This is a genomic window from Afifella marina DSM 2698 (genome assembly GCF_900102695.1).
In the GTDB taxonomy this organism is placed as follows: domain Bacteria; phylum Pseudomonadota; class Alphaproteobacteria; order Rhizobiales; family Afifellaceae; genus Afifella; species Afifella marina.
In genome coordinates this window covers 88,070-110,968 of record NZ_FMVW01000007.1, presented here as the reverse complement: position 1 = coordinate 110,968, position 22,899 = coordinate 88,070, and the positions used below count along the sequence as shown (strand labels likewise).

18 protein-coding genes are annotated in these 22,899 nt (G+C 62.5%); 12 read left to right on the top strand and 6 right to left on the bottom strand.

All coding sequences use genetic code 11. The annotated features are described in order from the left end of the window. Positions 1 to 33: 33 nt before the first annotated feature. The 3 genes from arsH to BLP76_RS14270 all read right to left on the bottom strand — a co-directional run bounded on the left by arsH (position 34) and on the right by BLP76_RS14270 (position 2,691). Entirely contained in the window at positions 34 to 750 is a 717-nt protein-coding gene (gene arsH, locus BLP76_RS14280) for an arsenical resistance protein ArsH (protein WP_092814672.1), read from the bottom strand. Positions 751 to 863: 113 nt separating this feature from the next. Continuing rightward, entirely contained in the window at positions 864 to 1,226 is a 363-nt protein-coding gene (locus BLP76_RS14275; protein WP_092814878.1) for an ArsR/SmtB family transcription factor, read from the bottom strand. Between the two features lie 304 nt (positions 1,227 to 1,530). After that, positions 1,531 to 2,691: a mandelate racemase/muconate lactonizing enzyme family protein gene (locus BLP76_RS14270; RefSeq protein WP_092814670.1), complete on the bottom strand. Its 1,161-nt coding sequence runs from the start codon at positions 2,689 to 2,691 to the stop codon at positions 1,531 to 1,533. Between the two features lie 80 nt (positions 2,692 to 2,771). On the opposite strand from BLP76_RS14270, the gene BLP76_RS14265 reads away from it, so the two are divergent. The 4 genes from BLP76_RS14265 (at position 2,772) to BLP76_RS14250 (ending at position 8,859) form a co-directional block, all read left to right on the top strand. Beyond that, positions 2,772 to 3,188 carry a hypothetical protein gene (locus BLP76_RS14265; RefSeq protein WP_092814667.1) on the top strand — a complete coding sequence of 139 codons (417 nt, stop codon included), beginning with the start codon at positions 2,772 to 2,774 and terminating at the stop codon, positions 3,186 to 3,188. Between the two features lie 273 nt (positions 3,189 to 3,461). Next, positions 3,462 to 4,112, top strand: a complete 651-nt coding sequence (locus BLP76_RS18825) for a hypothetical protein (RefSeq protein WP_092814664.1) — start codon at positions 3,462 to 3,464, stop codon at positions 4,110 to 4,112. Positions 4,113 to 4,227: 115 nt separating this feature from the next. Next, positions 4,228 to 4,836 carry a hypothetical protein gene (locus tag BLP76_RS18820; protein ID WP_170130564.1) on the top strand — a complete coding sequence of 203 codons (609 nt, stop codon included), beginning with the start codon at positions 4,228 to 4,230 and terminating at the stop codon, positions 4,834 to 4,836. Positions 4,837 to 5,088: 252 nt separating this feature from the next. Continuing rightward, positions 5,089 to 8,859, top strand: a complete 3,771-nt coding sequence (locus BLP76_RS14250) for a beta strand repeat-containing protein (protein ID WP_170130565.1) — start codon at positions 5,089 to 5,091, stop codon at positions 8,857 to 8,859. Positions 8,860 to 8,991: 132 nt separating this feature from the next. Here the strand turns inward: BLP76_RS14250 and BLP76_RS14245 are convergent, their stop codons facing one another. Continuing rightward, positions 8,992 to 9,828, bottom strand: coding sequence for a PfkB family carbohydrate kinase (locus BLP76_RS14245; protein ID WP_092814655.1), 837 nt, complete (start codon positions 9,826 to 9,828; stop codon positions 8,992 to 8,994). Continuing rightward, positions 9,815 to 10,828, bottom strand: a complete 1,014-nt coding sequence (locus BLP76_RS14240; protein WP_092814652.1) for an SIS domain-containing protein — start codon at positions 10,826 to 10,828, stop codon at positions 9,815 to 9,817. The genes BLP76_RS14245 and BLP76_RS14240 overlap by 14 nt, the downstream gene beginning before the upstream one ends. Positions 10,829 to 11,111: 283 nt before the next feature. Here BLP76_RS14240 and BLP76_RS14235 point away from each other — a divergent pair, with 283 nt between their 5' ends. From BLP76_RS14235 to BLP76_RS14200, 8 genes are all read left to right on the top strand, one after another. Continuing rightward, positions 11,112 to 11,807: a GntR family transcriptional regulator gene (locus BLP76_RS14235; RefSeq protein ID WP_244514591.1), complete on the top strand. Its 696-nt coding sequence runs from the start codon at positions 11,112 to 11,114 to the stop codon at positions 11,805 to 11,807. A gap of 143 nt (positions 11,808 to 11,950) precedes the next feature. Beyond that, the gene (locus BLP76_RS14230) at positions 11,951 to 12,793 is read left to right on the top strand and encodes a sugar phosphate isomerase/epimerase family protein (protein ID WP_092814649.1); all 843 of its coding nucleotides are present in this window, start codon (positions 11,951 to 11,953) and stop codon (positions 12,791 to 12,793) included. An 815-nt stretch (positions 12,794 to 13,608) separates the two neighbouring features. Next, positions 13,609 to 14,841 carry an ABC transporter substrate-binding protein gene (locus BLP76_RS14225; protein WP_244514590.1) on the top strand — a complete coding sequence of 411 codons (1,233 nt, stop codon included), beginning with the start codon at positions 13,609 to 13,611 and terminating at the stop codon, positions 14,839 to 14,841. 118 nt (positions 14,842 to 14,959) lie between these two features. Further along, positions 14,960 to 15,808 carry a carbohydrate ABC transporter permease gene (locus tag BLP76_RS14220; protein WP_244514589.1) on the top strand — a complete coding sequence of 283 codons (849 nt, stop codon included), beginning with the start codon at positions 14,960 to 14,962 and terminating at the stop codon, positions 15,806 to 15,808. Next, positions 15,802 to 16,662 (top strand): carbohydrate ABC transporter permease, encoded by an 861-nt coding sequence (locus BLP76_RS14215; RefSeq protein WP_092814639.1) that lies wholly within the window; start codon positions 15,802 to 15,804, stop codon positions 16,660 to 16,662. Before BLP76_RS14220 ends, BLP76_RS14215 begins: the two co-directional genes overlap by 7 nt. Before the next feature lie 140 nt (positions 16,663 to 16,802). Then, positions 16,803 to 18,221 carry an NAD(P)/FAD-dependent oxidoreductase gene (locus BLP76_RS14210; RefSeq protein WP_092814637.1) on the top strand — a complete coding sequence of 473 codons (1,419 nt, stop codon included), beginning with the start codon at positions 16,803 to 16,805 and terminating at the stop codon, positions 18,219 to 18,221. Positions 18,222 to 18,346: 125 nt separating this feature from the next. Then, a complete protein-coding gene (locus tag BLP76_RS14205) occupies positions 18,347 to 19,495 on the top strand; it encodes an ABC transporter ATP-binding protein (protein WP_092814634.1) in 1,149 nt (382 codons plus the stop codon). Positions 19,496 to 20,082: 587 nt separating this feature from the next. Then, positions 20,083 to 21,633: a hypothetical protein gene (locus BLP76_RS14200; protein ID WP_092814631.1), complete on the top strand. Its 1,551-nt coding sequence runs from the start codon at positions 20,083 to 20,085 to the stop codon at positions 21,631 to 21,633. 53 nt (positions 21,634 to 21,686) lie between these two features. On the opposite strand, the gene BLP76_RS14195 is transcribed toward BLP76_RS14200, so the two are convergent. Next, positions 21,687 to 22,898, bottom strand: coding sequence for a thioesterase domain-containing protein (locus BLP76_RS14195; protein ID WP_092814628.1), 1,212 nt, complete (start codon positions 22,896 to 22,898; stop codon positions 21,687 to 21,689). Between the last annotated feature and the right edge of the window lies 1 nt (position 22,899).

The window sequence follows — 22,899 nt, the reverse complement described above, 5'->3', positions numbered from 1 at the left end:
ACGACCCGTCCGCCTCGCATCAGCCGGGCACAGCTATGTGGCGGCCGACAGGTTCATCCGCTGTGCCAGAGCTTCGGCGCTTTCCTTTCGCTCGGAGTAGCGATCCGTCAGATAGGGCGAGGCGTCGCGTGTCAGCAGCGTGAACTTGACCAGTTCCTCCATCACGTCGACCACACGGCTATAGAAGGGTGACGGTTTCATCCGGCCCGCTTCGTCGAATTCCTGCCAGGCTTTGGCGACCGATGACTGGTTGGGGATCGTGATCATCCGCATCCAGCGGCCGAGAACGCGCATCTGGTTGACGGCATTGAAGCTCTGCGAGCCGCCCGAGACCTGCATCACCGCAAGCGTGCGCCCCTGCGTCGGACGGATCGAGCCGACCGAGAGAGGAATCCAGTCGATCTGTGCCTTCAGGACGGCACTCATCGCGCCATGCCGCTCGGGACTGGTCCAGACCTGCCCCTCCGACCAAAGCGAGAGGTCGCGCAATTCCTGAACCTTGGGATGGTTGACGTCATCGCCATCGGGCAGGGGCAGACCGTGAGGATCGAAGATGCGTGTGTCCGCCCCCAAATGCTTCAAGAGGCGCTCGGCCTCGAAGGTCAGAAAACGGCTGTAGGAGCGTTCGCGCAGCGAGCCGTAAAGCAGCAGGATGCGCGGTGGATGGGCCGAGGGTTTTGCCGGGTGCAGCCGGTCGAGGCTCGGAAAATCCACGCAGCTCTCATCGAGATTGGGAAGCTCATTCGGCATCGGTGGCGTGTCTCCGCTCGTTTGAATGATCTGCCGCCGCGCTCATGCCAGGCTTTCGGTGAGGGTCGGAGGTGGAAAGCGAGAAAGCCTCGAAGACGCGAGCAGCACGCGCATCAGACATGGGGTGTTACCTTTGTGAGGTTGCGGCACGTGGAAAGGGCGGCGATCGCGGGATCGCACACCTCCGGATTTCCCTGACAGCAATCGCGCATGAGGAACGCGACAAGGCCGGAAAGCGTGGTCAGCGCCGCGCTGTAGACAATCGAGCGCCCCTTGCGACGGGATGTGACGAGGCCCGCTTGTTCGAGGTGGCTGAGATGGAAGGACATACGAGACGACGAGGCCCCGCCCATCGCTTCGCCGATCGCCCCGGCGGCCATTCCTGAAGGGCCCGCCGCAACCAGCCGCCGGACGATGCGAAGCCGCGTTTCCTGCGACAGCGCCGCGAAGGCGTTCAGGGCTTCTTCCTCGCGCATCATTGCCTCAATAACTCAAGAAGTATTGAGGCAACAGATAAGGCGCCGTTGCGCAAAACCCAGCAGAAATCTCCTGCGTCGATCGGTGGACGCCATGCCGGTGGGTCTCACCCCACGAAGGAGCCGCAGGAGGAGGTTACGTCGACGCTGTCCTCGTCTCCCGGCGGTGCGGCGCGCGATCACCGCTCCGTGCGGCTCCGTCCCGCTGTTGATCCTACATCGGCCAGCCGCCCGACCGTGCTTACATGGAGTTTCGATGATGTTGTCCGTAACGAGACGGCCCGCCAGGGCGTTTCGAAAGCTGTCAGCCGAGGCGTGCCACGACATATTTCTCCATCACCGCATCGTTGAGCGTCACGCCGAAACCCGGGCCTTCGGGCACCGGAAGCTTGCCATTGCGGGCGCAGCTCTCGAAGGGTTCGTTCGCGACCTCGACGTAGCCGGGAATGGTCGACCAGTAGGGGAAATGCTCCTGGATGTAGAAATTCCGGATGCATGCGCTGAGATGCGCGCCGACGCTCGCCCCGAGCGAGCTTGCGCAGACATGCGGCTGGACCTTCAGACCGTAGGCCTCGCCGAGGGCGGCGACCTTGAAGGCTTCGGCGAAGCCGCCGACATTGCCGATATCGGGCTGCAGGATGCCGACGGAACGCGTCTCGAGCAGGTCGCGGAAGCCGTTGATCAGGTGGTGCCGCTCGCCGGTGGCGATCGGGATTTGGATATGCGGGGCGATCTGGCGCATCGCGCCGAGGTCGCCCGGATCGATGATCTCTTCCACGAAGGAGATGTCGTATTCCTCGATCCCCTTGCAGAACAGGATCGTATCCGAGTGGGAAAGCCCGCCCGCCAGATCGAGCATCAGCAAGACATCGGGCCCGATGGCCGCGCGCATGTCCCGCACGAAGGCGATGGCGTCCTTGACCACGGTGCGGTCGTCCGCGAAGCGATTGTCGGGGTGGCGCAGAGTGCCGTTCGGCCGGATGCGGGCCAGCGGATACATCTTCAGGCCGCGATGCCCATCGCGAACGGCCGCTTCGGCCTTCGAGATGACTTCGGCACGGGATTTCGCCCCGAAATACCAGCCATTGGCGTAGTAATCGAGATTGTCCCGCAGGCGACCGCCGAACACATCATAGACCGGCAGGTTGAGCGAGCGCGCCTTGATATCCCAGAGAGCGGTTTCGATTGCGCTGAGCGCGGAGGCGGCGATCCCGCCGGGATTGCGCAGCCAGAATGCCTGGTCGATCATCTCGGCCACGATCGCGTTGATGCGCCTTGCATCGCGCGACACGACAAACCGCTCGCAGAGGTCGCGGATCATCCCTGCCGCTCCGCTGCCTCCGCAACCGAAGGAGGGCGCCGCTTCGCCCAATCCCGTGATCCCGGCGTCGGTCTGAAGCTCGACGATGACCGGCGTCAGCCCTTGGCCTTTGACATGGTAGACGGTTGCAGAGGTAATTTTCACGAGGGTTCCTGCTGTTCGACTGTGGCGGCAGAGCCGACTTTCGCGCGATCTTCGGCAAGGCTAAGAACCCTGTCAAACGCGTGAAAAATGAAAACAAGGCCCTGCCGGCGAAGGTCACGGTGCGCGACGATCAGATGGACAAACCGACAATGGACGAATTCCTGGCTTCTGCGCGGCAGTTGCTCGACCAGTACCAGCGCCAGCCGCATCAGACCCCGGAGACGATCACGACGCTGCCCGGCTACCACGAGATGCTGGAGGCGGCGGTGGAATGCGGGCTCAGTGGACCCGACGTCGAGCTCGACAGCGAGTTCTCCTGCCGATCGCCGGAATGGATTGCCGGCGCCTCCGCGGAGGAGCGCCGCAAGTGGCTGCATTCCGTGGTCCGGGCGGAGCGGTGGAACAGCGAATATCCGATGGCCGTTCTGGAGGCACTCGAGGGCGGCCAGCTCGCGGCTCTGGTGCGGGGCATGGCCGTGGACGCTCCGGCGAAGTAGCCCAGGCTCGCAGCGTGCACGCGATCGTGGCTGGAGCGCTTCGCTTCCTCGCATTGCATCATTTCGACACGAAGATCCTTTCGCCAATCGCGACCTCCGCCGGGGTCTCGCTGCCGGGGTGTGGGGCGGGGCGGTCTGCTCCCTCTGCTGTTCCAACAGGTCTGTGGGGCGTGAAAAACACCCGGCGGGCCTGGACGCGCCGGTTTCGCGCCGGTACGTCGCCTCGGGCGACAAAGGAGAAGCAGAATCATGACGTTGCACCGACTGGCATCAATGTCCGCTCTCATCGTGGCAAGCGCACTGATCGGTGCCTGCAGCCGCGAGCCGGTCGTTGAGGACAATGCCCAGCCTTTCAGCGTCGTCGGCGTGCAGCTCGGGATGGCGAAAGATTCCGCCATAGAAGCGATCGGCTTCTCCTTCTGCGACAACGAAGCGCCGGATCGGGCCAAGTGCTTCTTTGAGGACAGCGAGCGCGACCTCCGTTTCTTCGGCCGCCATATCGATCTGGCCACGGCGGAGCTCCGCGATCCTTATACGACGATCACGCGTATCTCTTTCAACTATGACGGGGACAGGCCAAATCCTTATGCGATCGAGGACGATTGGGGGCTCGACGGGCGTTGCCTCAACGAGTGGGACCTCGATCGCATCGTCGACAAGTCGGGCTCGTCGGACCTCGCGGCCGTCGCCCGCCAGCTGCGCGAATGGGGCGCGGCGCCGACGACGGGCGACTTCGTCTGTGTCTCGACCGAGGGTGAGTTTGTCGAAATCTCGGATTTCGGTGTCGATCAGGGGAATGTGGAGATGTTCTACATCAACGATACACTGTTTCGGCTCTTCGGCTATGTGTTCGAGGCGCGCGAGGCCTCGGAGGCGGCCAAGCGCGAACAGAACGAGCAGATCTTCGGCGAGCCAGAGAGCTGAATCCGATCCCTGTCGAAGGGGATTCTCGCAGACGCATCATCCGCGTCGGAACGAGGAGCCATGGTCCGCCTGCGTCTGGGACACGCTCTGCGCCACGCCTGAAGAGGCGCGAGAGGTGCGCTCGCGCTCCAATTTGATGATGTGTCTCGATCAGGCGCTCGCCGGGCTCTCCGATGAGCGCGCGCAGCAGCTCCTCGATATTCCGGTGGAGCGCGTCCATGCGCTGCGTCGCGGCAAGCTCCAACAGTTCTCGCTTCTTGAGCTGACGAACCTGGCGAAGCGGGCCGGCATTTTTCTTGTCCGGATCGACGGCGAAGCGGCGGCCATCCAGCATCAACCCGAAACCGGCCTGTATCGTGGCGTGTTCATCGCGCTCGCCGGCCGCCCCGAGTTTTACGCGCCCGATTTCTATGCGATCGAGCGCGGCGACCTCGGTCACGCAGGCCGGTTGTCGCTCAAAGGCGAGCCAGGGGCCAGAGCCGGGAAGGAGCTGAGCGGTCCCTGCTCCCCCTGCCTCTCGGGCTCCGACGCCCTCCAGCAACAGCTTCACCAAGGATGTGCGGCGGACGCTCTGTTTCGCGCGCTCGGGGGGGGCGCACGCTCGGCGGTCGCGTGCGTCAGATTTTGCCTGCTCTCTGAGGCGCAAACCCCGGATTTCGGCGCCGGCCCTTGTCAGTTCAATTTGTACGACATGACTGCACTTAGATTTAAAATAAAAATGTAGTATTATATAGTATTTGTATTTCTTCCTAGAAATAAGATTATTTTCTATATTTTATTCTTATAAACTACAGATCATCGCCATGTAAATTCATATAGCTGGCTAAAATTTGCGGTTTAACCAAAAATGTTCTACCTGTAGCTGCATATCGGGCGATAACGCGGCCATTAATCCTCTCGCAATATTTGTTGACTAGCGATGGGGGTGAAGTGCGGCAATTTGCTCGCCTCCCACCACGCAAGGAAGACGACCGCGATGGCAACTATCAATGGCACCAACAACGACGACACCCTCCAAGGAACGGCTTTTGCCGACACCATCTACGGTCTAGAGGGTGCCGATTCGATCTCGGCGCTTGAGAGCAGCGATGACATCCGGGTAGTTGCCGATGCCGTTGGTGGTGGCGACACCATCGATGGTGGCGACGGCACGGACACTGCGCGGCTCGATGCGACCGGCATCGCCGCAGCCGTGGATTTCACGTGGGTCGATGGGGGCACCAGCCTCATGACGTCCGGCGCCGACACGCTGGCGAGCCTCACCAATGTCGAGCGCTTCGACATCTCAACGTCTGGCGTTTTCGATGATTCGATCGCGACCGGCGACGGGGCCGATACGATTTCGACCGGCGAAGGCGCCGATTCGATCGATGCCGGAGATGGCTTTGATCGCATCAGTGTCGTCGCTGATGTCAGCGGAACGGGCGACAGCATCGACGGCGGCGCCGGCACGGATACCCTGACCCTCAACGCCAGCGCCCTTGCGACCGACGTCAACTTCGTCTGGGGCGATACCGTATCCAGCGTCATGACGTCTGGGGCCGATACCCTTGCGACGGTCGACAACGTCGAGACCTTCAACATCAGCACCGGCAGCGGTGCGGATTCCATCATCACTGGTGACGGAGGTGACACGATCGTCAGCGGTGATGGTGATGATACGATTGCCTCCGGTGCGGGGAGCGACACGATCTCCGCGGGCAACGGCTCAGATTCGATTGATGCCGGTACGGGAAACGACACGATTACCGTCCTGGCGGGTGACGACAACGCCACCGCGACGCCGGGTGACGACGACGTTATCGACGGTGGCGACGGTTATGACCTCCTTTACTTGAACGCCAGCGGCGCTACCGGCCCCATCATCTTTACCGGTGACAGCGTCGATGGCGGTGTCATGACCAACGCCGGTGAAAACGACACGCTTGCGACGGCCGTCAACATCGAGGCCTTCTATGTGACGGGTACGGCAGCGGCCGATACGCTGAGCGGCGGTGTCGACAATGATACGCTGTTCGGCGGCGACGGTGCGGACAGCATCCTCGGCGGTGGCGGGAATGATTCCCTCAACGCCGGCAACGGCAGCGACATCGTCGACGGCGGTGACGACAACGACAGCATCTATGTGGTCGCCGATGCCGGAGAGACCGATACGGTCGACGGCGGCGCGGGTACCGATACCCTCTACATCGATGCGAGCAGCAATGCGGGGCCGGTCATCTTCACGGGTGACGATTCCCTGAGCGGTGTGATGACGGATTCCACCGGCACCAGCACGCTGGTGGGCGCTGACAGCATCGAATCCTTCAGGGTCGTCGGCTCCAACCAGGATGATACGATCAACTCCGGCGGCGGTGATGACACGCTGGTCGGCGGCTTGGGTGCGGATTCCATTCTCGGTGGCGGTGGCGCCGATTCGATCGATGGCGGTGCCGGCGACGATTCCCTCTTCGGTGGTGCGGGCGTTGACCGGATCTTGACCGGAACGGGCACCGATACCGTCGATGGCGGCGCTGACAATGATTACATCACCGTGCTTGCCGGTGGTGGCGACAGCATCAATGGTGGTGACGGCGACGACACCGTTTACATCAGCGCGGAAGGCGGCACCGGCGTCGGGCTCGAAATGAGCGTCGATGGGTCCAACGTGGCCACCGTGACCGACGGGACGACGACGCTCGCGACGTTCGAGAACGTCGAAGCGTTCAATGTCACCGGCAGCACCACGGCGGCCGATACGCTCACGGGCGGCGCCGGCAACGACACTCTCGACGGCAATGGCGGCAACGACACGCTCGATGGCGCCGCCGGCAACGATTACCTCTACGGTGACACCGGCGATGATTCTGTCATCGGCGGGGCCGGGAACGACTACCTCAGCGGGAATGACGGTAACGATACGGCCGAAGGTGGTGACGGGAACGACACGCTCAGTGGCGGCGACGGTGCCGACAGCCTGAGCGGCGATGCCGGCAACGATCAGATCTACGGCGGCAATGACGACGACTTTATCCTCGGCGGGGTCGGGGCGGACTATCTCACCGGCGATGTCGGAAACGACACGATCTCCGGTGGCGATGACAACGACACCATCTATGGCGGCGACGGGGCCGACAGTCTCGATGGCGGTGCCGGGAATGACACGATTGATGCAGGCGCTGGAACCGATACCGTCAAGGCAGGAGCCGGCGACGACTTCATGACCGTGACCGCAGGTGGCGGCGATACCATCGATGGTGGGGATGGAGCCGACACGGTCTCCCTGACCGCCGATTCCTCGGTCACCGGGGCGCTGACCTTCAGTGTCGATAACGGGAATGTCGCCACGTTCAACCAGGGTGCCACGACGCTCGCGACGGCGGATAATGCCGAGAGCTTCATCGTTTCTGGTGGGACGGACAGTGACACGTTGAGCGGCGGAAGCGCGGCCGATACGCTGACCGGCGATGACGGTGCCGACAGTCTCGTCGGCAATGGCGGCAACGATCGGATCGACGGCGGAAACGACGACGACACGATCTCCGGCGGTGCCGGGGCCGACACCCTCATTGGTGGCGCCGGCGTGGACGTGATTTCTGGTGGCGACGGCGCCGATTCCATCCAGGGTGGAGCGGGTGCCGATACGCTGACCGGCGGTGCCGGCAACGACACGTTCTCAGGCCTTGCCTCCAATCTCGACGGTGACACCATCACCGACTTCGGTCTGGGTGATGTCATCTCGGTGCAGCTCGGCGGTAGCGACACCATCGAATCGTTGGATTACAGCAATGGTCTGCTCACCTTCGACGTCGACAATGGCATCACCACGAGCTCGATCACCATCGATGTGACGGACGGCCTGAACGCCAGCTATTTCTCCGTCAGCGGCGGGACGATCTCTTACGCTGTTCCGGGTGGCGGCCCTTCGGGCCCGACGACGCCGGTCGGCACGGACGAAGACGACAGCCTTCCCGGCACGGATAATTCGGAATCGATCGCAGGCGGTCTCGGGGCCGATACGATCGAAGGCGGCGGCGGTGCCGACACGATCTATGCCGGCGACGGCAACGATCTGTCCTTCGGCGGCGACGGCGACGATCTGATGTTCGGCGGCAACGGCAACGACACGGCGGCCGGCGGCGAAGGCAACGACCAGATGTATGGCGGTGCCGGCGACGACCAGCAGGCCGGCGGTGCCGGTGACGACTTCATCGGGGGCGGGTCCGGCAACGACCTCGGCTTCGGCGGAGCTGGCCAGGACGTGCTCTTCGGTGCCGACGGGGCCGATACGACCTATGGCGGCGACGATGACGACACGAGCTATGGCGGTGACGAGGACGACGTCGTCCTCTCCGGCAACGGCAACGACGTCTCGGGTGGCGGTCTCGGTGACGATCAGCTGGGCGCCGGCGCTGGCGACGACACCATCTATGGCGGTGCCGGCAACGATACGATCTTCGCCTCCGACGGCGCCGACGTCGCCTATGGCGGCGCAGGTGACGACGTCATCTATCTCGGCGCCAATGACGGGGCGCAGGACATCTACGTCTCCGTTGCCGACAACGGCTCGGACATGGTCTACGGCTTCGAGGACGGCACCGATCTCATCAACCTGACGGGATCGGGCTTTGGAAGCTTCGCCGATGTTCAAGGGTCGATCGGCAGCGATGCCGATGGAAATGCCACGATCGATCTCGGTGACGGCGACATCCTGACCCTCGTCGGGGTCGACGCCGCCGATCTCGATCAGTCCGATTTCCAGTTCTGATCGGCTGATACCGACATCAACGCTTCAAGAGCGGCCCGGGGATGAGATCCATCCCCGGGCCGTTCGCTTTTCTGAAGCGGGTGTTTTTTGGCACGCGAACTATTCACTCGCGCCTATTCGCTTGGCTCGCGCCTATTCGCTTCGCTGGGGGAAGCCGCCCTCGTGGAGGCAGGTGGCGCTGGCGCGGCGGATGCCGGCCCTGGCCGCCTCCGCGTCGTCGGCGCCTTGAAGGCGCGCCACCAGGAAGCCCGCGATGAAACTGTCGCCAGCGCCCGTCGTGTCGACGGGGCTGATCGGCTCCGCCGGCAGATGCAGGCTGCGGCTTGGGGAAATCACGGAAGCGCCCTCGGCCCCGCGCGTGACGACGACGAGGCCTGCACCTTTGTCGAGCAGGCTTTTGCCGAGCGTTTCTGCGGCCTGCGGTGAGCCCGGCTCTGAGCAGAAGGCGATGTCGAGAGCGTCGTGCGTCAGGTGCTCCGGCGCGTTGTTGACCGAGAGATCCTGCGAGAGCGAGCAGCCGGCCGCCTTGAGGCGCCGCTTCAGCGCGCCGCCATCATCAAACCAGCCGATGTGGATATGTGTGGCTTCAAGAAGCCGCGCGAATGCCGCTTCGCTCGGCCGGTAGCCGGCGCAGGCGCCGAAATCCTCAAGGGCGATGATGCGCTCGCCGTTCTCCGTCACATGCACCTGGGTGACGGAGGTCGGCTTTTCCTGGCGGACGAGAAAGCGCGTGTCGACGCCGTTGCGGTGAAGCTCGCGGGCGATGATGTCGCCATTGTCGTCGTGCCCGACGGCGCCGAAATAGGCGGAGGGCAGGCCCAAAATCTGGGCCTGCACCGCGACATTCACGGCATTGCCGCCGGCAAGGTGCGCCGAGGGGTGGAAGCCGGCGCCTTCGTCCGGCTTCGCCCCGATTTCGTCGATGCAATTGTCACCGACGGCTGCAAGCCATGGCTCAGTATTCGACACGGCGATAATAGCGGCGGGTGGTGAGCGGATGGTCGCGCATCACCTCAAGATGCGCACTGATGCGCTCCAGCATGGTGGCGAGGAAGGCCGGGGCGAGCAACTCGCGCGCTTCCGCCGACAGCCCCTCCGTCGGGTAATCTTCGGTGTCGAGGATGGTGAGCGAGCCGCCGACCTTCGGCACGAAGGCTTCGACGCGTTCGGCCAGCGCCCGGTTCGGACCTTCGCCCTTCATCAGGATGACGGAGACGCCCTTTTCCACGAGCTCCAAAGTGCCGTGGAAGAAGTCGCCTGCATGGATCGGGCGGGTGCGGATCCACTGCATCTCTTCCAGAATGCACATGCCGTAATAGAACGCCTCGTACCACACATTGCCGGCGCCGCAGACGATGTGCCAGTCGGAGCCCGCGATCACCTTGGCGTAATCTTCCGCCTTCGGTTCGACCGCCTTTTTCAGGCGCAGAAGCTCGCGCGGCAAGTGCTGAATTTCGGCGACGAGGGCATCGTAATTGTCGATCTCGCCGCGGTGTTTCATCACCGAAAGCGCGGCAAAGAGCGACTGGACGTAAAAACTCTCAGATGAGGTGTCGTCGGCGGCGAAATTGACGATCGCGTGGTCGGCGTCGCGGCCGAGCGGCGTATCGGCATGGCCGACGAGAGAGACGACCTCGGCGCCCCGTTCCTTGGCGAGTTCGACGAAGGCGACGCTTTCCTTCGTCGTGCCGGACAAGGACGGGAGAATGACGAGCGAGCCCTGTTTGAGATTGGCGGAGCCGGCGGCGAGGAGCTCCGCCGTATGGCCGCCAAAAACGGGGAAGGAGGAGCGGGCGCGCAGAAGATCCACGGCGGGCTGCATCAGGATCGCCGCGCCGCCCGTGCCGAGGAAGAAGATGTTGGGCGCGCCGGCTTTGAGAGCCGCGCCTACGATCGCGTCGAGCTCCCCGGCCGTTGCAACCGCGCCCGATTGGATCGCGAGAAAACGCTTTTCGTCAAAATTGAGCATCAGCGGATGATCCTTCTAGCCTTCCAGACAGGTCGCCTTTCGGTGGCGGCCATGTTGTCTGACAAGTTGATGGCCCGACAACAGACACTTGTCAACTCGCTACGTTCCGCCTTAGGCGGGTAAGGTGTCGATGCGGGTGCTGCGCGCCTGTACATGGCAGGGGTTAGGGCAAGCGTTGGGGCCGGGGTTAGGGCCGGGATCCGGGGTGGCCGGAGACCCGATGCCGCAAAGGGGCGAGGACGAAGACATGGCTGGCGCTGGTGGAGGAGGGCAGACGACTGTCATGCGGTTCCGCGACGGCATTCTCAATCTCGTTGCGGAACGGGGCTTGAAGGCTGGCGACAAGATCCCGACGGAGGCCGAGCTCAAGGCGCATCTCGGCGGTTCGCGCCCGACCATACGCGAGGCGCTCAAGCTTTTGGAGCAGGCGGGGATTCTCTCCGTCGAGCACGGGCGCGGCCGCTTTCTGACGGCGGCCGGGACGCTGCATGTGGCCCGCTCGATCACGCATTTCGAGAGCATTACCGAGATGGCCGGCCATTTCGGATACAGTTATGAAAACCGTGTGTTGGGGTTTTCTGAGGAGACGCCTGACAAGGCGGTGCGGGCGGCGCTGAAACTTGCGCCCGGCGAGACCATCATCCGGCTGGAACGGCTGCGGTTGCATGAGCGCAAGCCGCTCATCTACTGCCTCGCCATGATCCGCCGCAGTCTGATTTCCGATCCGATCTACGAGGTGGATTGGAGCGGCTCGCTCAATGCCGTCTTGGAACGCTACGGCCACGCGCCGCGCATGTCGACGGCGGAGGCCCGCGCGGAAATGCTGCCGGAAAGTGCCATTTCCCGCCACGGACTTGCCGATTTCGGGCCGGCCTTTCTGATCGACGAAACGGTTTTCACACGCTCCGGCGAGCCGATCATGTTTGCCAGCGACTGGTATAAGGGCAGTCATTTCGCGTTCAATTTCGCGCGGAAATGAGGGGCCCGGCGGCCCTCATCGAGATCGGCTCCGCCCTGAAGGGGCCTGCTGCGACTCGCCTCTGAGAATTGTCAGACGTCTGATCTGCTGGTATCGATCGGCCACGGAACGGGAAAACGATCATCAGAGCCGGGCGGGAAAACATGTCTACGCTTGCGGAAAATCAGCTTTGCGGGATGAACTTCCATTATTTCCGCCACTCCTTCGCGCGGTTTCTGGACGATGTTGCGAAAGTCGGTCTGACGCGCGTCGAGCTGTGGGGCGCTCAACCGCATTTCTACCTGGGCGATCCGTGGCTGCAATCGGCCCGCAAGATCCGCGACGACATTCGAGCCCGCGGCCTCGAGCTCGTTTGTTTCACGCCGGAACAATGCGTCTATCCGATCAATATTGCGGCCGAAGAGGCCGTAATCCGCGAGCGCAGCCTGAGCTATTTTCTCGACAGCCTGTCAGCCTGTGTCGAACTCGAGAGCCCCTATCTCCTCGTCACTCCGGGCTGGGGCTATGCCGACCAGGATGCGGCCGAAGCCTGGAAACGGTCGGCCGAGGGCCTCGCCCTGCTTTGCAGGCACGCCGAAAGGCTCGGCATCACGCTTTTGCTGGAGCCGCTGACGCGGGCGGAATCGAACGTCATCAACACGAGTGCCGATCTCGCCCAGATGATGGCGGAGCTTCGTTCTCCTGCGGTGAAAGCCATCCTCGACACGGCTGCGATGGCGGCTGCCGGCGAGACGATCGGCGATTATCTCGCGCGCTTCGGGCCGGATCTGGCGCATGTGCATTTCATCGACGGAGACGATGGGGGCGCCCATCTCGCCTGGGGTGACGGATCCTACCCGCTGCACGCATTCCTCGCCGAGCTTCAAAGCGGTGGCTATGCGGGAAGTCTCTCGTTCGAGTTCACGTCTTCCAAGTACTGGCTCGATCCTTTGCCGCCGATGCACGACAGCGCCGAGCTGATCCGCCGCGAGCTTCGGACGCTGTAAGGTTCCCCACCCCAAGGGCGGGCGGGGCGCGGGCCCCGAAGAGACCGGGCGCTGCAGGGAAGGGCGAGGCGGGGCGGCGTTTTTCGGTGACGCCAGCTTCCCGGCGGCCTGTCTTTTTGCTTTTGCAAAGCACAATTTTCTGCCGACCGCTTCAGGTCCGAGCTACCTCGGCGTGTGGCTTTCTTTTGGATGCCGTTGTCCTGCTTTTGCTAGAAAAGCCAAGGATTTCGGATCTTGAGATTGTCGAATGCTGCATTGCAGCAATAATGAGCATGGCGAAATTTCCGCCTTGACACTCTCCTGACGGCAATGTTGTCTGACGTCTAATGGAAAGGGTCACCTCTTTTCAGCGACTTCGACACCATGCCAAAGGGGTTGGCGCGATGGGCTCAGGCGAGATCAGTGTTGCTGCGGCAACCCTTGTTGATGCCGGGCGCAACTTTGGCTCGGTGGCAGACGCAAACTGCTGCGCGCGTGCTTCAGCAGAGCTCGCCAGCACCCTGAAGATTCGCAACTCCGCCGATAACGCCGGTTTCCAGGCCTCTCTCCGTGTGCCTGCGCAGGATTTTCCATGCGCCTCGGAGGCCGCCCGCCTCCGCCATGAAGGAGGTCGGAGGACACGGGGAGCGTCCCCGCGGCCTTCGGTGCGATCTGCAATCGGTTCTCGACCTCAACGCTTGGGTAAGGGCAGTTGCCCCCATGCGGATGTCGCCCCTCGCGCAAAAGATGTCAGACTAGTTCTGCCGCAAACCCATTTGCCTTGCGGATGTGCGCCCCTCGGGCGCCGGCCGGCTGCACCGCTGAAAGAGGTCGTGGTGGCCGATCCCGACGCCCCTGTGACATATGAGGGGACGGTCTCCGTCCTAACGAAATTCGGTCTCGAGCAGCTTTCGCCGTACTTTGAGGATCTGGCGAAGAAGTATGAAGAGCTGCATCCCGGCGTGACCGTCGAGCTCGACCAGGAGAGCGACGACAGCGTCAAGGGCAAGACGAAGACGCTCGTGGCTTCCAACTCGCTGCCCGATATCTATTTCACCTGGACCGGCAATTGGGGCCACAATTTCGTCCGCGGCAACCGTGCCGTCGATCTGACGAAGGTGATCGGTCCGGGCACGGAATGGGGCGAGACCTTCGCTCCGGCTGCCGTCAAGTCGTTCATCTACAACGATAAATATTTCGGTATCCCGCTTTATCTCGACGCCAAGTTCATGGGCTACAACAAGGCCATGTTCAAGAAGGCCGGCATCGACAAGCCGGAAACCTTCGACGAGCTGATCTCCGCCTGCGATGCTCTCAAGGAGACGGGCGTCACGCCGATCTCGCTCGGCAACAAGGAAGCATGGCCTGTCGTCCATTATGTCGGCCAGCTGCTTGCCTACAACGTGCCGCAGGAGACGCTTGAGAAGGATTTCGATCCGAAACAGGCGGACTACTCGCATCCCGGCTACGTGAAGGCTCTCAAAGAGTTCAAAGAGATCGAAGAGCATTGCACGGACGGCACCTCGATGAACGGCACGTCCTATGCGTCAGCGTTGCAGGCGTTCAGCAACGCTCAGTCGGCGATGTACTATCAGGAAATCCTGGAGTTCGATCAAAGCGCGACGAAGGACACGCCATTGAAGGTCGAGGATTTCGGCTTCTTCCAGCTGCCAGCGCCGGCCGATGCGGAAGGCGATCCGAAAGCCATCGAGGGTGCGCCGGAGGGCTACATGATCAATGCCCGCTCCTCCAACATCCCGCTTGCGATCGACTTCATGAAGTTCGTTACCTCGCCTGAGAATGCCAAGACCCTGTCGGCACCCCCTTACGGTCAGCCGACCGCGGTCAAAGGTGTCGTCGACGAAGAGGTGTCCAGCCCGACCGTGGTCGAGGGGATGCAGGATATTGCCGAGGCGTCCTATCTCATGCCCTGGCTCGACACGGCCAACACACCGCATGTGGCCGCGGCGTGGCTGACCAGCCTGCAGGCGCTCGCCGGAGACACCATGACCCCCGAAGAGGTCGTGGAGAAGGTCCGGGAGGCGGCCAAGGCGGAGGCCCGTCGGTGAAAACGACAGGTTCGGATCTGGGGCGGCTTTCCGTCAGCACCGGAAACGAAGACGCACTTGAAACGGTGGCAGGTGGGCGCTGGCGCGCCCACCTGCCACCGTCGCATCGCTTCGCTGGGTGGCGATCTCGCTGATCGTCCTGTGTTGGTTCGTCTATTATCCGATCGTCGACAATTTTCTGATCAGCACGACGGAGGAAGACATTTTTACCGGCGAGGTCCTGCATGTGGGGCTCGCCAATTACGAGCGGCTGATCAACGACCCCGTCGTCTGGCGCGCGCTCTGGAACAATTTTGCCTATGCCGGGCTCTCGATCGTCTTTCAGGTCTTCGGCGCTTTCGTCCTGGCGGCGACCATCGAGGGACTGGCCAGCGACCGCTGGCGACGTTTCTGGCGCGCGGTCTATTTCATTCCCTCCGCCATCTCGATCACCGTCAGCGGCCTTCTCTTCTATTTCATCTACCAGCCCAAGATCGGCCTGTTGAACGCGGCTCTTGAGAATATCGGGCTCGGTTTTCTCATTCAGCCCTGGCTCGGCAGCGAACAGACGGCGATCTACGCCATCATCGCAATGAGCCAGTGGCAGGGCTTTGGCTATTCGACGCTCTTGTTTGCAGTCGCCATCCAGAAGATCCCGCGCGAATTGTTCGATGCGGCGATCATGGACGGGGCGGGCCCGATCCGGCGGCTGTGGAGCCTCACCTTTCCGCTCACCCGCGAGATGACCGGTCTCATGGTCATCGTCACCATCACCGGAGCCTTCCAGGTGTTCAACGAGGTCATGGTGATGACGGGCGGTGGGCCGAACAACAGCAGTCAGGTCCTCGGTACCTGGCTTTATCAGCAGGGCTTCATCGAGAACAATTTCGGCTATGGCGCGGCGATCGCGGCGGTGGTCTTCGTCGTCACGCTCCTCACCGGCATCGCCCAGCTCTGGTATACGAAGCGGCGGAGGGTGCAATGGTGAGCACGGAGACTGCGGCACCCGTCAAGGAGACCAGCATCTGGACAGCGGTCTCCAAGGCTTTTCTTTGGTCGTTCCTGATCTGCCTCGGCATCGTTGTCGTCTATCCGCTCTTGTGGATGGCGATGAACGGCTTCAAGAACAACGTGCAGATCTTCGGCGATCCGTTCGCCTTGCCCACCCATTGGTCGTGGCAGAACTATGTGCGCGCCTGGAACCAGGGCGTGCGCGACTATGTGGTGGTGAGCGTCCTCGTCACGGTCGCGTCCGCGATCTGCACCGTCATGATCAGTGCCTGGACGGCGTTCGGTCTGACGCGCAGCAAGCTTCCGGGCAAGCCGATCGTGCTGATCGTGGTTCTGGGCGGCCTGATGCTCAGCCCGACCGTTGCGCTCATCCCGCTCGTCAAAATGTTCCAGGCGCTCGGCCTCTACAACACCTTCTGGGCGCTCATCATCCTCTACACGGCGTTTCGCGTGCCGTTCACCACCTTCCTCATCCGCGCCTACATGCTCGATTTGCCGAGCGAGCTTGACGAGGCGGCGACGATGGACGGTGCGAGCGAGGGCCAAAGGTTCTGGCGGATCATCCTGCCCATGTGTCGGCCGATCATCGCCTCGTGCATCATCCTGCACGTCCTCTTCTCCTGGAACGAATACATCTTCGCGATGGTGTTCACGAGCGGCACGGACATGACGACTTTGCCGGTCGGGCTGACGGCGATCATGGCCAAGCACGGCACCGACTATTCCGTCGTCTTCGCCGCGATGACCATCTCGGCTCTGCCGATCGTCATCATCTTCTTCGCGACCCAGCGCTACTTCATCCGCGGTCTTGCCGAGGGCATCGGCAAATAGGCGATGGGCGCGAGGGATCTTCGATATCTCGGGAGACGGGCAGGGTCTGTCGTTGCGGACGGACCTGTGCCGGCCGCGGTCGCAAAGTCCGTCCGCCTGACCGTGCTCCCCCAATCCATCGTTACGGCTAGGAAAGTCTGATGGCCACAATCACTTTGAGGCAGCCGAGTGCCGCGCAACCGAGCGACCGGGCGTTCTGGCTCCAGGATATCGGAGCCGATGCGGTTACGCCGCCGGTGGCGGGGAGCGTGCGCGCCGATATCGCCATCGTCGGGGGCGGGTATACCGGCCTGTGGACGGCTTTGCGGATCAAGGAAGCGGCGCCTGACACCCGCGTCGTTCTCTTGGAGGCGGATTTCTGCGGCTCCGGCGCGTCAGGGCGAAACGGCGGTCAGGTGCATTCCTGGTTTGCCGAGATCGACCGACTGAGTGCGGTGGTCGGCGAAGAGGAGGCCCGGAGCCTTTGCCTTGCCTCGGTCGATGCGATTGCCGAGCTCGAAGAGCTGCAGCGCTCCGGTCTCGTCGATATGGATCTGAGGCTCGACGGCTGGCTATGGACGGCAAGTTCGATCGCGCAAGAAGGCGCCTGGGCGAGAGCCGTCGCCATGACCGAGGCGGCGGGCGCCGAGCGCTTTGAGCTCCTCAGCGCAGAAGACATCGAACGCCGTACCGGGTCGAGCGCCTCCTATATCGGTGTCGTCGAGAAGAATGCGGGCACGGTGCAGCCGGCGAAGCTTGCATGCGGTCTTCGCGATCTCGCGATCTCGCGCGGTGTGACGGTCCATGAGCACAGCCCCGTCCAAGAGATCGTTCCTGGTGCGACATTAAGCTTGCGCACGCCGAACGGCGTGGTCGAGGCCGATAAAGTCGTCCTCGCAGCGAACGCCTGGCTCTCGGCCCTGCCGGAACTCAGGCGTCATATGTATGTCGTCGACAGCCGGGTCGTCGCGACGGGCAAGGCGCCTGCAATTCTCGATCGCATCGGTTGGAGAGACGGGGCGTCCATCTGCGATTCCCAGGATCAGGTGCTTTATTATCAGCGGACGGACGAGGGGCGCGTCGTGCTCGGGCGCGGCACCGGCGGCGTCGCGTTTCGCGGCGATTTCGGTCCGAGCTTCAACCGCAACCCGGAGGGGGTGCGCGATAATGTGCGCGAGCTTCATCGCCTCTATCCGAAATTGCGTGGTGTCCCGATCGAATTCGACTGGGCCGGGCCGATCGACTGCGTGCCGGAACATGTGCCGGTGTTCGATCACCTGAAGGGCCAGCCCAACATCTTCTTCGGCATGGGCTACAACGGCACGGGCATCGCGCAGGCGCCGATCGGCGGTCGTATCCTCGCGAGCCTGGCGCTCGGTCGCAAAGATCGCTGGAGCCAATGCGGGCTCGTGGGCCTTGCCGGACGCGCGAGCCTGCCGCCGGAGCCGTTCCGCTATATCGGCGCGAAGCTTGTCGGAGCTGCAATCGAGCGCAAGAACGAGGCGGAGATCCGCAACCGCGTTCCGGACCCGGTGACGCGTCTCCTGATCAAGCTGATGCCGGGAGCTTCAGAGCATTGAGCGGCACCGAAAACGCCAGCCGGGCTCCGCTTTCGGTTCGGCAGGCTCGCCAGAAACGAACATTTTGGATTGCCGGGTGCCGTGCGGGTCAGCGCAACCGGAACGAAGCGACGAGGAAGTAAGCCATGGTGGGTGTTGCGCTCAAGCAGGTGAAGAAATCCTACGGCAATCACGAGGTTCTTCACGGCATCGATCTCAATATCGATCCTGGTGAGTTCATCGTCTTCGTGGGGCCGTCGGGTTGCGGAAAGTCAACCCTGTTGCGCGTCATCGCGGGGCTCGAGGAAATGACCTCCGGCGAGTTGCGCATCGGGGGCAGGCTCATGAACGACGTGCCGCCCGCCAAGCGCGGCATCGCCATGGTGTTCCAGTCCTACGCGCTCTATCCGCATATGACGGTCTACGACAACATGGCCTTCAGCATGAAGATCGCGCGCGAGAAGAAGGCGAAGATCGACGCGCGTGTGCGCCAGGCGGCGGAGATCCTGCAGCTCACGCCCTACCTCAACCGGCTTCCCAAAGCGCTTTCCGGCGGGCAGCGGCAACGCGTTGCGATCGGTCGCGCGATCGTTCGCAATTCGGAGGTCTTTCTGTTCGACGAGCCGTTGTCGAATCTCGACGCAGCCCTGCGTGTGGCGACCCGCATCGAAGTGGCGAAGCTGAAGGAATCTCTGCCCGACACGACGATGATCTACGTGACCCACGATCAGGTGGAGGCGATGACCTTGGCCGACCGTATCGTGGTGTTGAAGGACGGCTGCATCGAGCAGGTGGGGACGCCCGAAGAGCTCTACCGCGAGCCGACGAACTTGTTTGTCGCCCAATTCATCGGTTCGCCGGCGATGAACCTTCTGGCGGCGCGGATCGAGGAGACCGGCCCGAAAACCCTCATCGCCTACGCCAACGGAACGCGGATGCAGGTTCCGGTTCTGACGCCCGCTTCCGCCAAAGGGGCCGCCGTCGACATCGGCGTGCGGCCGGAGGAACTGCGGATCACCGAGGGTGAGCATATCTTTGAGGGCGTCGTCGATTATGCAGAGTATCTCGGCGAAGTTCAGCTCGTCTATTTCAAGACCGAGGATGAAGCGCACCCCTTCATCGCCAAACTCCCCGGCAATGTGCATGTCGAACGCGGGGCGCGTCTTAAACTCGGCGCAGACGCCGAAAGCCTGCATGTGTTCGATGTCGAGGGGCGGGCGTTTCGCGGCTTGGACGGGGCGGGAAGCGAAGAGGCCGAGCGCGCCTCGGTGGCTGCCACAATCTTAGAAAAGTAGCGTATCCTGCATAGAAAATTAGCGCATCCTGCTGCGGATGGTTTTCGCCGCGCGTGCCTGATCTCAAACCGGGTGCGTCTGCGTCTGCGTTTTCCTCGGCTCTGGCTCTCGGCTCTGGCGTCTCGATGAGCATGCTGCGCGCCTGTCCCCGGCCGTGCGCGGCGGGGCAGACTTTTCCTCTTTTGGATCGCCGCTCTTTGGCGCTTGTCGTCATCCCGCAGGGGCCCGTTCTAGGGTCGCCCTTCGCAGACGCCATTCGTCCCCGGGTGTGCCGCCATGAGCCCTTCCTCGCTCAGCAAGGCAATGTTAGGCTTGCTCGCTTGTGAAAATCGCTTTGTTCTAATTTTAACAAATATATTCTATAATATTTTTGCGATTATGTTATGGTGAAGTAGAGTAATATCTAGAATTCAAAGTTAACCAGAACATAACTTGTCCCAAGGATGGCGGTTTCTTATCTCATTTCTAACAATCTGCGTGCCTTTGGTGGCCCTGAGTTGTTGCGGGCGGTCGGGCTCTGCTGCGGCCTCTTCGGCGCAGGCTTCACCCCAGCATCAACTCCAACGGTCAACAACGGTTGGATTGATATGGCCTCCACGACACGCACGGGTGCGCTCACCGTCGATTTGAAGAGTGCGATGAGCGCCGATGCGTTCGTCGATACGATCGGCGTCAACACGCATCTGAACTGGACGGACACAGCCTATGCACGGGCCGGGCTCGTTGAGAGCGAGCTCGTTTATCTCGGTATCGACAATCTGCGGGACGTCATCCCGCTCGATTTCCAGGCCAAGGTCTATGAGGATTTCGCGGCCAAGGGATACGACTTCAACTTTCTCGTTCAGGTGGTCGACGGGGCGCCTCTGATCGATCAGGGGGTCAAGGCGGCCGCCGATTTTCTGAAAGCCCATCCCGGCAGCATCGACGCGATCGAGGCTCCCAACGAGATCAATCTCTGGCCCGCGAGCCTTGCAGGCAAATCGGGGCTTGCCGCCGGCGGCACGATCCAGGCGCATCTTTATCAGGCCGTGAACGCCAATGCCGCCCTTGGCGATGTCCCCGTGGTCGGGCTCTCGGTGGCGTATGCCAATGAGAAGGTGATGGGTTCGCTCGGCGATCTCTCGAAATGGGCCGATTACGGCAACGCCCACATCTATTTTCCGAACTCTCTGAAGCCTCAGGAGCAATGGGATACCATTCTTGATGCGAGCCGGATTCCGACCGGCGACAAGCCCGTCGTCGTGACCGAGACCGGCTTCTACACTCTCTCCGACACCACGATGGGCGTGAGTGAAGAGGTGCAGGCCAAACAGATCCTCAACGTGTTGATGGATGCGGCCGAAGATGGCGTCGAGAAGACGTATATCTATCAGCTGATGGACCCCTACAGCGATCGCAACCTCGATCCGGAAAACAATTGGGGGCTCTTCAACGCCGATGGCTCGCCCAAAATGGCGGCGACGGCTCTGCACAATCTGACGACGATCCTTGCCGACAATTCGGATGTTTCCGCGAAGGTGCAGGGGACGCTGCAATACGGGATCGAAAACCTGCCCGACACGGCGAAACATATGGTTCTGACGGAGGCCGACGGGACGGTCGATCTCATCATCTGGAACGAGGAACTGATCTGGGACAGTGCGACGGCCAGCGAAAAGGCCGCCTCCGCCTATGTCTCGACGGTGACGGTCGAAAGCACGGCGGACCTCTCCGTCTACGATCCCATGGTCAGCGGCACGAAAGCGATCGCGCAAACCGAAGACGGCCAGCGGATCTCATTCGAACTCTCCGATCATCCGATCGTCATCGAGATCAGCGATGATGACGGGACAGTGGTGCCGCCGGCTGGCGGATCGCTTCCCGTACCCCCGAAAGGGCCGCCGGCCGCGCCCGCCGGACACGATTCGTCCGCCGGTCCGCGGAGCCTCTTCGGCGCCTTCACAGCCCGCGTCGAGCAGCGGGGCGCGTCTTCAGACGGTGAAGATCACGAGCCCGCCAGCGGTTTCATCTCCCACGCCGTCGCGCGGTCTGTCGCCGGCGCCGATCTCGGATTGGGCCTCGAGGCATTCGACCATGCCGCGCAGGGTTTGACGGATATCTTCGACGACGCCCTGCAAGGGGATTGGCTGGCCTTTTGACCGGCTACGCGAACCGCCACTGATCGGGGCCCTGTCTTGCGGCCTGTGCCGGCTCACCCGCTTTGTGGCTCAGGCGGGCGGCCACCCGGCTTGAGAGGGCGCACGCTCCACACGTCTCGATGAGCGTCCTCGGAGAGGCGGTTGTACCGGGCGAGCGTCTCATCGAGGGCTTGAGCCATCTGCTCGAGGCCGGTCCCGCTCCAAATTTCGGTGTGGGTGCCCGCCACCCGCGCATGGCTGAGTTTGCCGTGGATCAGTCCTGTCCAGCCGAAGGCCTGGTCGATGAAGCGGCTTTTCGGCTGATCGTCGCTCCAGATGGTCAGGACGTCGCCACGGTAATCCGGCGTGGGCTGCCTTTCTCCGGCTGCGTCGATCGCCCTGAACAAGGCGAGGTCATCCGGATCAAGCGCCTGTTCCGGCTCATTCATCATGCGTCGAACGCGATTGCGTGCAGAGATCAGGCGCCGGCGCACGGTGTCGCTCCGCCGGTGCAGGTCGCGGAGGCCGGATAGGCCGTGCGGTAACGCCTCTCTCAGATGGGCCGAGGCGCGATGCAGGAAGAAAGCCGTCCGCCCGAACATCGTCCCACCGCCGGCGCGATAACCGGGTGCCCAGCCATCGACGACGACGACGAGAGGGACTGTTTCGCCCGTATCCTTCAGCTGGCGCGCGATTTCGAGCGAAAGACGTCCCGCAAAACAGAAGCCGATGAGGATATAGGGACCCCGAGGGCGCGCATGCCGGATTGCGGTGACGAAACGCGCCGCGATTTCCGAATAGGACTGGCAAAAAGGATCGACCTCTTCCGGCATCGGCACCGCGAGGAAAGGCTGGTCGCTGCCGAGCCTTGCGGCAAGCTCGCGGTAGATGACCGTATCATGGACGGCGATGATCGGGACACGGGAGCCTGCCGGTTGGAGAGCAATGGCGCGCGATTGCGCCTGGCTTTTCGTGGCGATGATTTCGGCGAGGGCAGTGACGGTCGGGGCGCGATAAAAGTTCTCCAACGCAATGTTGCAGCCATAGAGCCTGCGGATCTGCGCGAGGCACCGATAGGCCGTGAGCGACGAGCCGCCGAGGGCGAAGAAATCGTCGTCCGGGCCAATATCCGTCACCTGCAGGAGATCCTCCCAGGCCGTCAAAAGAGCCGCGACGATGGGCGCGTGCTCGCATGTAGGTTTGGACGATCGCTCCGGGGCGTCAGGCGCCTGATACGGGTCTTCCGTCTGTGCGAAAGTGCCGTCTATGTAGGCTTCCTCAGTCAAG